This window comes from Flavihumibacter sp. CACIAM 22H1, assembly GCF_001601815.1.
Classification (GTDB): domain Bacteria; phylum Bacteroidota; class Bacteroidia; order Chitinophagales; family Chitinophagaceae; genus Flavihumibacter.
On record NZ_LUKG01000036.1, the window covers coordinates 1 to 11,254 of the forward strand.

An 11,254-nucleotide genomic window follows, 5' to 3' on the forward strand; every position below is an offset into this window, starting at 1 on the left:
GAATAAGGAATAGCTGCCGATAAAAATATTTTTGCTGTGGGCAAAATCGGCCAGGTCTTTCCATCTTTTGATATTGGCTGCACTGGTATCTTCCATGTTACAGTGACTGCCAAAACTTAGGATAAGGGCTTCATAACCGGTAGCTGCACATTGTCCAATGGCGGTTTTAACTTCTGCATCGTTTTTACTGACGAGGTGCATGAAAATGGGGTTGGAACAGGTCCAGGGTGCTATGGTCCGGTACATTTTCCGTACGGCCAATCCACGACGTTCCCGATCGCTGTTATCCATGGCCAGTTCGTAGGTAGTAATAGATTGCAGAGATTGGTCGCGGGCCAGTTCAGTTCCGGGTCCGTGGTCGGGATACACTTCCAGCAGGCAGGGGGTTTCGTAATTATAGTTCACCTGGGATGTATAGGCGGGGTCTGTTTTCCAATGCAGGGTTTGGTCACTCAGTTCGTAGCGCATAGAGTTATTGAAGGCGTAATTGGATTCCAGGTAAAGGCCGGAAGGTTTTTTCATTTGTGCGGGCGATCCTACTACAGCGCTTTCTTCTTCTACCATACCAAGCACTTCATTTACCAGGGTGTCTATGCGGATGGTATTTTTTGAATGGTTTGTAACCTGCATGGATTTACTAATGAGGGGGATGCCGTTGTATATTTCGTAACTGATCGATACTTCGATGCCATTCAGCTCGGCTAACGGCGAGGTATACTGGAAGCTTATTTTTTTTCCGTTGGCAGGCAGGTCGCCGGCTGCCCAGAATTTCCGTTTCCAGGGAAGGGTTGGCTGGATGTCTGCCAGGGTATACCTGTTGAAGCGGAAAGAGCTGTCGGTTGGCTGGAGGGTGTTGAGCCAGTTGGGCAGGAAATAGGCTTTTTCGGCCGGGGGTATTAATCCGCCTATTTTATAGGAGATGCCGTTTATACTGATGCGGGCTTCTTCGCGTATGGTGCGGATCAGTTGCTGGTTGGTGCTAAGGTTGGTATAGTCATAACAAACCAGGTTGGGTTGGAGCTGGAAGCTTCTTCGTACGAGTCCGTTGGACAGCACGACAGCTGTTTTATTTTGTGCAACCTGCACTTTTGCTTCAAATTCCTGGGGAGCAAGGAGCCAGTCTTTTTCGGGTACCAGTTGGGCGGTCAGTTTTGTTGAACAAAAAGCAACGATTCCTACAAAGAGAGCCTGTAAACGCATGATATCTAAAAATTTATTCGGAAATTACTGAAAAGGTGTCAGATAGGTGTTAGAATACCTGTCTGACACCTATCATAAAACAAGCGCTATGTTCCGGTTATTAGTTATTCCTATTAGTATGTTATTGGCTGGTATTGGCTGGTGGAAACAAGCCAGCAGGGATAGTATCTATAAACATGTCGTGGTTTGCCATCCTTTACAGGATGATATGACCGCCTTTGCAGGAGATCCCGGGTTTCAGTCCCTGCATCCGAGCCCCTTACCAATTTCGGTGAATAACCTGGGTACTGCCATCACTTATCCGACTGCCGATGGAACAACCGCCGGGGCTTATTTGATTAAAGCCAAAAAACCGGGTTCAAAATGGTTATTTGTATTTCAGGAATGGTGGGGATTAAATGATCATATCAGGCAGGAAGCCGATCGTTATTACCGGGATTTAGGAGAATCCGTGAATGTCTTGGCCATTGATATGTATGATGGAAAGGTGACGACTGATCCTAAAATAGCCGGACAATACATGCAGGGCACAAATCCTGAGCGATTGGAAACCATTGTAAAAGGTGCTTATTCGTATGCGGGGCCGCAGGCAAAGGTAGCGAACCTGGGTTGGTGTTTTGGAGGTAGCTGGTCTTTACGTTCTGCGATAATTGGCGGAAAGCAGAATATTGGTTCTGTAATTTTTTATGGCATGCCGGTGAAAGACGTTGAGCAATTAAAAAAGCTACAATCTGATGTGTTAGGGCTTTTTGCGAATGAGCAATATATTTCAAAGGAAATTATTGAACAGTTTGCTGTTGACATGAAAGCCGCCGGTAAAAAACTTGATTATAAGATTTTTGATGCGGTGCATGGTTTTGCCAATCCAAGCAATCCCCGGTATGATGCCGAAAAAACCCGCCAGGCTTATGAGATGGCATTGGGATATTTGAAGAAACGATTGTAAGATGTAAGGTGTCAGATACATGTTAGAACACCTGTCTACGGACGTTCTAACATGTATCTAACACCTGTCTGACACCTAAACTATAATTGCCTTGCAGCAGGCACTACGTTATTCACCGGTTTAGTGGATTTCAAATAGAGGAACATCGCCCGCAGATCCTCGTCTTTCAACTTGGCAAAATTCCTCCAGGGCATTGGTGGTAATAACGGACGGCTGGTTGCCAGGCCCTTGTATTTACCTTCCCGCATCGCCCGGAAAAACTGTTCTTCGGTCCAGTTGCCCAAGCCCGTAGAATCACCGCTGATATTAGCCGCATACGTAATTCCCCAAGGGCCAACGGCTACCGTTAACTCCGGCCCAAACAATGCCCACCCCTTCGACAACACCGAAGTGTCGATCGGGCCGATGGGATGGGTAGATAAATGTCCCCCAAACCGGTTCTCGAGATCCAGTTCAGGACCCTGCGGCCCCATTTTCTTGGGTGTATGACAATCATCGCACCCAATGGTATTGACCAGGTATTCGCCCCGCTTAACCGGATCCTCCGGCGCTGCAGTAGCTTCCGCCACAGCAGGCTCAACCGCGGGCGACTGACAGGCAACCGTGGCGATTGCAATTATTGCCGCCATCCCAGCTGCTGTCAAGAAGATTTTTTTCATTTTTTGGTAATTGTTTATTGGTTATTGATTAAGGAACAAGATAAACCGGGCAGGATGCGGCAGTCAAGGAATAGTTGAATTAATTGGGCAATTTGGCGGATGAAGTGCCACCAACTTGTTTTTCGTACCTTTAAAATAGCTCTTAATTTAATCACTTCAATGATATGTCATGAACATTCTTCATCGTATTGAATTGTGGGGTGACAGGCATCATCCCCAATGGATGGACATTGTACGGATTGCGCTGGGCCTATTCCTGGGTATCAAAGGCATCCAGTTTGTCAACAATATGAGCCAGCTAATGGCGCAGGTGGATGCAAAACTACCTATGCCCGAATTTGCGCTGGTTTTGCTGGGACATTATGTTTTTGTAGCCCAGCTGCTGGGGGGAATTTTACTGATTCTCGGAGCTTATACAAGAATTGCCGCCCTTATTCAAATCCCCATCCTGCTCGGCGCAATTATATTTATAAATACCACGCGGGATTTATGGAAACCTTTTCCCGAACTCCTGGTTTCAATTACAGTACTTATTTTATTGATTTATTTTCTGATAGCCGGCGACGGCACCTGGTCTATCAAGGCAGACGATAGGAAGAAAGAACCACAGCCATAAGCTAAACACCACATTTGGCAAAAGCATATTGGTAAAAATCCTGCACGGTAATCATCCGGGTGAAATCCTCCGGTTTTACCTTGAAGTGCAGGTTATGCTCAATCACCACAGCCAGGTCAATATAGTCCAGGCTATCCAGTTCAAGGGTTTCCTTCAATCTGGCATTCGGGGTGATTTTTTCAGGTTCCACTTCAAATTCCTCCGCCAGAAAAAGATTGATTTTTTCTATGATTTCAGCTTCTGTCATACCGTTCAAAATAATTATGTTTAATATCCTAATCAAATGTACAACTAATGCTAAGTGTTTAGTAATTTTCTCGCATGCTTAAATCAGGTTTAAACGATTCCTATGATGTTATTGTAATCGGATCAGGGGTAGGTGGCCTAACGGCAGCAGCCTTATTAACGAAAGCCGGTTACCGTGTTTGTGTATTGGAAAAAGAACCGCATGCAGGTGGGTATCTTGCCGGTTTCAGAAGAAAAAATTTCCTTTTTGATACGGCCATACATTGGCTTAATCAATATAATGAAGGCGGACTTATCTGCCGGATTTTCGAATTGGTGGGAAAAGATTACCCGATTGCTGTTCCCCAGCGCCGGATTCGACGCTATCAGGGAAATAATTTTAATTACCTGCTGACGGATAATCCGGATGAGTTCAGAGATCAGCTTATCCGGGAATATCCCCATGAAAAAAAGGGTATCCTTCGTTTTTTTGCCACTGCAAAAAAAATAGGTCGCTCTTTTAAAGAATTCAATACCGTTTTCCGGGCGAAAGAAAACATGACTCCCTGGGAACGGATTAGCTCTGGTTACAAAACCTTCCGTTTTGTACTGCCTTTTATCCCTTACGTCCTTTACAGCGGTGAAAAAGGATTAAAAAAAGGGTTGAATAAATTTTTTAAAGACCCCGGACTGCATCGGATTTTTGCGTCGGAACATGAGCTGATCGGTTGTTTTGTACCGATCGGATGGGCCTATTACGGCGATTTTCAAAGTCCGCCGAAAGGTGGCAGCCAGATGATCCCCAAGTGGCTCCAGCACAATATTGAATCGCGCGGGGGAGCCGTAGTGTTTCAAAGCAACGTGAAGCAAATACTGGTAGAAAACCAGGCGGCCAAAGGGGTTCATTTTCTGCATCGGAACAAGCCCTATACCTTCTACAGCAGGTATGTGATAGCAGCCAATGATATTGAAACGGTGTATGAAAAGATGTTGCCGGCAGATGCCATCCCCGCAAAATTAAAAGAAAAGCTCCGTCAGGCTGAATTGTACACGTCCTCCGTTACCCTTTCGATTGCGCTGGATTGTCCGGCTGAGGAACTGGGTTTTAACGAGGAGATGATTCATCTGGTAGATGAGAACCTGCCTTTTGAGGCTTTTTCCAATGGCGATCCGGATACGGTTGAAGTGAGTGTACTTGCAGCAACGGTACGAGACAAATCGCTCAGTCCGGAGCACCAGGGCACCCTTACGATTTATATGCCTGCCGAGATGAAATTCATGAATGACTGGCAAACCTCCCGCGATGCCGAGGGTAATTATATTCGTGGAGAAGCCTATAAAGCCTTAAAACACCAGATAGCAGAGAAACTGATAGCGCGGGTGGAGGCAAAAATTGCACCCGGACTAAAATCGCATATTCTTTTTTACGAGGTAGCTACTCCGGTTACACATTATCGTTATACCGGGAATAAAAACGGCACCATGATGGGTGCTCGTCCGGGCAGAGCAAATATGCAGGCAAAAATTGCACATTACCAGACCCCGGTAAAAAACCTGATTTTAGGTGGTCATTGGGCGGAGTTGGGAGGGGGTGTTCCGATTGCGGTGAAAGCTGGTGCCAATGCCGCCTTATTAATTTTCAAAAAAGAGCGGCCTTCCTTATTCAAATCTATGTCGAGGTATATAGATGGGAAATTGACGGTCGAAGAGGTATTAAAGAATCCTCAGTACAGTAATGACCAGTATCCTTTTAGACAGGTTCCTACACCTTCCGAACGGGCTAAGGTGTCAGACAGGTGTTAGAACGCTGTTAGCGAGGTGTCAGATACCTGTCTAACAGGTATCTGACACCTCGCTCCGCTTCCTGGTTTTACGCAGCAACAGCTCCCGCACATACAGCGCCGTTAAACGCTCTGGATCATATTGCAGGAATTCCCGGCACAATTGTTTTACCCGATGCCTATACCCCTCCTCCTTCAACACCTTTTCCACCGCCGTCCGGATCAACGGAGCAGCAGGCCGTTCCGTTTTGAGATCTATACCCAACCCAAAATATCCTACCCGAACATTGATCTCCGATTTTCCTTCATGTACCCCCGCCACTACCAAGGGCACCTCATGTTGAATAGCCAATAATACGCCCCCATACCCACCATTGGAAACATATACATCCGCATAGGGCATTACTTCATCAAATGGAATAAAATCCTCAATAATACAATTCGGAGCCTGGTACTGGCGACGAAGCTGTTCGGTTCCATACCCACCAGTGGTCACCAAAACCAGGTAATTACTGTTGATCAATGCATCTAACGCAGGCTCCAACAATTTGGTGGTATCTTTTTCGAAGGTTCCCTGTGTAATTAAAATCACCCGTTCATAGGATTCAACCCGGGGGTCGTACCAGGCGGTTTGACCGAGCCGGCAACTTCACCGGCAGAACCGGCCCAATGAAACGGATCCGCTCACTCAAATCAGGACGCTCAAACTCAAAAGAGGGAGTTCCGCTCTGTAGGTAGAGATCCGATTTGCTGATCGCCAGATCAAATAAATTCTGGTTGCCATGCCAAATACCCTGCTCTTCCAGCAAGCCATGCAGGAGGCGGAAAGAAGGTCTAAATACCAGGCCCAATACCAATTTTCGTAAAAGCCGGTGCCATAGTTTACCCGCCCAACTGCCCGCCGGCGCTAATCCCAAACCTGGCGGCGCCAGGTTCCGCGAAGTCTCCATCAAGGGCATAATGCCTATTGATAAAACCGGAATACCCATTTTATCTTTAACATAGGGAATACCCATAAAAGCACAATCCGCAATCAGCAAATCAAAAGGAAATTCCTCGTACAGGGCAACAATATCTGCATAATATTCCGGTCCTCTTTTTATAAAAAACTCCTGCAAATCAAAATTGAGTAAGGACAGCTTCCCCTTAATTCGCTTTCGCCTGGGCAAAAACTGATCAATGGTAGCTGCATTGATATCCAGTGCCTGTTTAAACGGGAAATGCCGGATCCCCATCCGCCTGATTTTGCCCGCGTATAAATCGGAACTATACCAGGCTATTTCATACCCTTGTTCCAGTAAATGTGCCGCCAGCGAAGTAAGCGGGTTAAAATGCCCGTCTGCCGGAACATTTGCAAACAGGATCCTCCTGCCAGATTGGAGCTTCATATTGATACGATTGATAAACCGCAATGCTAAGTAAGCCTGCAAGCAAAAAAAATCCGAACCTGCATGAAACTGCAAAATCCCGCCATCAATTGTAACCAGCTTACCTAGCCAACAATTGATACCCGGTTTTCAGCAGTCCATCCCCTATTCCGGCAACCAACCTGCAGGGCTCCTAAATAATTCACACAGCTAAGTATATTTGACCACCCGAATCTCGCATGACAACCCGTTTTCTACTTTTTCTGTTCCTCGTATTGGTGCAGACAGTTCCACTGCCGGCACAACAGGCAAGACAATACTCGTTTACCCAATACACAACTGCCAACGGGCTGGTATCCAACCATGTGAACGCAGTAGGTCAGGATACAGAAGGATATATGTGGCTGGCAACCACCAACGGACTGCAACGATTTGACGGCCGGGATTTTATCACATTTAAGCACAACCGAAACACCGCCAACAGCATTCCCTCCAATAACCTGGCTACCCTATTCTGCGATAAAAAAGGACGGATATGGATCGTGAATGAAGATAACCGGGTCGGCATTTTTGACGGAGCCCGTTTCACCTACCAGGAAGTGCAGGTAGATATGCCACCCATGCCGCACAGTTTATATCATACGTCCATTTTCAAACAAGACTGGGAGGGGAACCTCTACCTGCTGATGATCGGCAGAGGCGTATTTTTATACAAAGAAAAAGAGCGTCGTTTTGTACCCATAGCCCGGGAATTCGGACTCCCAGAAAAATGGGTGGTCTTGTATTTTCAACCCGATAGCAACCGCAAAGCCTACTGGTTTGGATGCGACTCAGGACTTATCAAATATTCCCCCTCACAAAAGCAGATTTCTTATGCCGGCCATAACCAGTCGGCAGATCCGGTAATAAACCAGTTCGCCCATACTCCCAATATACAAGGCATTCTTCCGGTCAATGGCAGTACAAGCATGCTGATCTTTCATTGGCCTCACCGACATCCCGTTCCTTATTGTTATTGGTATGACGGAAAAACAGGTACCAAAAAAAGGCATTTTATTGGCGCTCATATTCCTAAAGAATACCATGAATACCGGGGGGCCAGTCAACAAAAAAACGGTACCATCTGGCTTTACGGGCTTCCTTTTATTGCCGAATTAGATACCCTTCGGCAAAGTTTTCAGTTTGTACACCAGGCAGCCCCGTACAGTGAGCAGTTCCGTTTTGACGTAGGGCTGCAGTTATTTGAAGACCGTGATCAAAATGCCTGGCTGGCAACTACTGACGGACTTTTCCTGTTCAACCCGGCAGCCCAGGCTTTTAACGCCTATTACCTGCTTCGCCCTAACCAAACACAGGTAATCGACGGACCGGTAGAACACGTAAAACAATTAAAAAACGGGCAGATCTGGGTAGGTACCTGGGGTATTGGCTTTTATATTTATGATAGCCTGTTCCGACCAGTTGCCACCCCCCCGGCCTTTCATGCCTGGAAGGATAAAATGAACCTCTGGTTTATCCAGGAACATTCCCCAACAGGCCTTATCTTTTTTGGGGAGCAAACCGGTTTCATGAAAGTTTATAACCCAACAACAGGAACCGTATGGTCGGGACAATTACCCGTTTTCAAAGAACGTACCATTCGCCAAATGGCAGAAGACAAAGCCGGTAATATCTGGTTTGGTACCCAGGGCGGGCGCCTGGTGAAATGGGATTACAAAAAATCAGGGGGCGATCCCACCAAAGGATATGAGCTGGTTCATGAACTCGGGCTGATCCACAAATTATACATTGATTGGGATGGTAGTTTATGGGTAGGCACACTTGGCTGGGGCACCTACCATATTGATCCGGCTACCGGAAAGATCCTGCACCATGTCACCAGGGAATCATCGGGCTGGAAAGCCGGCAGCAATTCGCCCACCGATATCATACGGTACAACGATAGTTTATTGCTGCTGGCAACCGGCAATATAACGGTGCTGAATACACGCAATATCACCCATCGTATTGTTACCAGTGATGATGGGCTGCCTTCCAACTCCGCTTACCTGCTGCAAACCGACAAACGAGGGCGGGTATGGATCGGTTTACAGAATGGTCTTTGCCGCTGGAATCTGCGGCAAAATTCATTTACCGTTTTTGACCGGCGCGATGGGATCCAGTTCGACAATTTTACTACCGGCGGAGCCTTTCGCATACGTGATTCTTTACTGGCTTTTACAACCAGTCATAATTTCCTGGTCTTTGATCCGGATAAGGTGATGCACGCCATTCAGCCACCCCAGGTAACCATAACCGGTATGCAGGTGATGAACAAACGACTCAATTATGATTCAATACGGCCAGAAGGCAGGCTGGAACTGAATCATACCAATAATTCAATTACCATAGATTATGCTTCTTTGCAATACCTCGAGCACGGACAATTAACCTATTACCACAAACTCGAAGGGTTGGATGAAGACTGGGTTCGATCCACACGGAACCAGGCTATCTACAATTACCTGCCCTACCGCAACTATCGTTTCCTGGTAAAAGCGGTCAATGGCGATGGTGAGGAATCAGCGCAGGTAACCGGGCTGAATATACAGGTCAAACCTCCCTTCTGGCGGTCTTATTGGTTTATGGCGATGATGGTTTTTATCGTAATTGCTTTTCTTTACTGGCTCGATCGTTTGCGTATGCAAAAACTCCGGGCTACAGAAAGTATCCGTACCAGGATTGCCACGAGTTTAACGGAAGACCTCTCCAATTCGCTCAGCAGTATCAATATTTCAAGTGAACTCGCCAAAAACAAGGTAGAACAGGACCATCTTCGTACACGCGACTATATTCATCATATCAGTGAAACCAGTAACCGGATGACCCAGGCCATGTACGATATGGTATGGAGTATTAACCCGCAAAATGACCAGATGGTGAAAACGCTGGAACGGATGAAACAGTTTGCCCTGGAACAGGAATCCCTGCACGCGGTTAATATCCGGATTGATGCTGATCCGTTTATTGAGGACCGCCATTCTGATATGGAACACCGGTATGAGTTATTGTCTGTTTTTAAAGAAGCCATCATAAATGCAGTAAAACATTCGGATGCCCGGAATATACAGGTACAGTTGCGTTTGCGTAAGAAAAAACTGCAGTTACTGATCCAGGACGATGGCAAAGGTTTTGATACCACAGGGGTTGCAAAAGGACGCGGTATTATGGATATGAAAAGACGCGCTGCTGCAATCGGAGCGGATCTTGAAATTCTTTCGGAACTGAATACCGGCACCCTGGTACGCCTTGAAATGAAATTAAGCACCTGATACCGCCGGGCTTTGGCAGCAGGTTTTTATTTCCCCATCCAGCGTTTAAAATCGGTCACTTTTTCACGGCTCACGATCGACTCCTTATCCAGCATGGGAACCAGGTGTAACAGGAGACGGTTTCCAAAATAATCGTGTATCTGTTCTACGCTTTCGATGGAAACATAAAATGAACGACTGATCCGGAAAAAGCTATCAGGATCCAGCATGGCTTCCAGTTCGTCCATCGTATAATCCACGATATACTTTCGGTTATCGCGGGTTTTAAAAAAATTAACGCGGCCATCGCTGTAGAAATAGGCAATCTCTTCCACCTCCACACTTACCAGTTTCTGCCCCTGTTTAACCAGGAATCGTTTCCGATAATCTTTGGGCTGCAGGCGCTGCTGCAGTTCCTTAACCAGGTTTTCCATGTTGAGGTTGCCGCCGGGTTCGGAACCTTTCAACAGTTTTTTCATACGATGGAATTTTTGCAGCGCATTTTCCAGGTCTTCTTTCTGCACCGGTTTCAACAGGTAGTCTACGCTGTTTACTTTAAAGGCTTTGAGGGCATATTCATCATAAGAGGTCGTGAAAACAACGGTACTGTTCACTTCCACGCGGTCAAAGATTTCGAAGGATTGTCCGTCGGCCAGTTCAATATCCATCAGGATCAGGTCGGGGGCCTGGTTTTCCTGGAGCCATTTTACGGAAGACCGGATACTATCGGTTATGCCCACCACTTCAGCGGTAGGATCAACAGACTGTAAGGTTTTTTGGAGTTTTTTGACAGCCAGTTCTTCGTCTTCCACGATCAGTACTTTCATACAAATGATATTGTGTAAAAATAAGGACTGCCGGCCGGGTAAAGGGTGTTGGATGGTATTAGTTGATAATTTCAGCGAATGAATTGTGCAAGGGGGTTGCCTGCCGGCATCAGGGTTGAATCAGGGGTACGATTACGGAAAACTCCTTGCCATCGTCCCGGATCATTATTTCTTCCTGTTTCATGAGACGGTATTTATTATGAATATTGTGTAAGCCAACTTTATTGGAATAAACGAGCCGGTTTTTTCGCTGTAGGTTATTGGTTACAATGAGTTTTTTGCTGTTGGTGGTAAGGAGTTGAATGGAAAGGGGGCTATCGCGCAGGATCATATTATGTTTAAC

Annotated in this window: 10 protein-coding genes and 1 pseudogene; 4 read left to right on the plus strand and 7 right to left on the minus strand. The window is 46.3% G+C overall.

From position 1 onward, the window contains the following. A pseudogene (locus A1D16_RS11355) lies at positions 1-1,200 on the minus strand (alpha-galactosidase); the annotation flags it as partial. Positions 1,201-1,288: 88 nt separating this feature from the next. Between A1D16_RS11355 and A1D16_RS11360 the strand changes: the two are divergent. Then, positions 1,289-2,146, plus strand: a complete 858-nt coding sequence (locus A1D16_RS11360) for a dienelactone hydrolase family protein (RefSeq protein ID WP_290709520.1) — start codon at positions 1,289-1,291, stop codon at positions 2,144-2,146. An 80-nt stretch (positions 2,147-2,226) separates the two neighbouring features. Here A1D16_RS11360 and A1D16_RS11365 read toward each other — a convergent pair whose 3' ends face one another. Next, on the minus strand, positions 2,227-2,805 hold the full coding sequence (locus A1D16_RS11365; protein WP_290709522.1) for a diheme cytochrome c-553: 579 nt from the start codon (positions 2,803-2,805) through the stop codon (positions 2,227-2,229). A gap of 169 nt (positions 2,806-2,974) precedes the next feature. Here A1D16_RS11365 and A1D16_RS11370 point away from each other — a divergent pair, with 169 nt between their 5' ends. Then, a complete protein-coding gene (locus A1D16_RS11370) occupies positions 2,975-3,421 on the plus strand; it encodes a DoxX family membrane protein (protein WP_290709523.1) in 447 nt (148 codons plus the stop codon). A gap of 1 nt (position 3,422) precedes the next feature. On the opposite strand, the gene A1D16_RS11375 is transcribed toward A1D16_RS11370, so the two are convergent. Further along, positions 3,423-3,668 (minus strand): acyl carrier protein, encoded by a 246-nt coding sequence (locus A1D16_RS11375; RefSeq protein WP_290709526.1) that lies wholly within the window; start codon positions 3,666-3,668, stop codon positions 3,423-3,425. 74 nt (positions 3,669-3,742) lie between these two features. Here A1D16_RS11375 and A1D16_RS11380 point away from each other — a divergent pair, with 74 nt between their 5' ends. Beyond that, the gene (locus A1D16_RS11380; RefSeq protein ID WP_290709527.1) at positions 3,743-5,449 is read left to right on the plus strand and encodes an NAD(P)/FAD-dependent oxidoreductase; all 1,707 of its coding nucleotides are present in this window, start codon (positions 3,743-3,745) and stop codon (positions 5,447-5,449) included. A 30-nt stretch (positions 5,450-5,479) separates the two neighbouring features. Here the strand turns inward: A1D16_RS11380 and A1D16_RS11385 are convergent, their stop codons facing one another. Further along, positions 5,480-6,019, minus strand: coding sequence for a nucleotide disphospho-sugar-binding domain-containing protein (locus A1D16_RS11385; RefSeq protein ID WP_290709529.1), 540 nt, complete (start codon positions 6,017-6,019; stop codon positions 5,480-5,482). A gap of 13 nt (positions 6,020-6,032) precedes the next feature. After that, positions 6,033-6,815, minus strand: a complete 783-nt coding sequence (locus A1D16_RS11390; protein ID WP_290709532.1) for a hypothetical protein — start codon at positions 6,813-6,815, stop codon at positions 6,033-6,035. A 218-nt stretch (positions 6,816-7,033) separates the two neighbouring features. Here A1D16_RS11390 and A1D16_RS11395 point away from each other — a divergent pair, with 218 nt between their 5' ends. After that, a complete protein-coding gene (locus A1D16_RS11395; RefSeq protein WP_290709534.1) occupies positions 7,034-10,105 on the plus strand; it encodes a sensor histidine kinase in 3,072 nt (1,023 codons plus the stop codon). 26 nt (positions 10,106-10,131) lie between these two features. On the opposite strand, the gene A1D16_RS11400 is transcribed toward A1D16_RS11395, so the two are convergent. After that, positions 10,132-10,911 (minus strand): LytTR family DNA-binding domain-containing protein, encoded by a 780-nt coding sequence (locus A1D16_RS11400; RefSeq protein ID WP_290709536.1) that lies wholly within the window; start codon positions 10,909-10,911, stop codon positions 10,132-10,134. Positions 10,912-11,020: 109 nt separating this feature from the next. Then, positions 11,021-11,254: hypothetical protein (locus tag A1D16_RS11405; protein WP_290709537.1), on the minus strand; the 234-nt coding region annotated here is incomplete at its 5' end.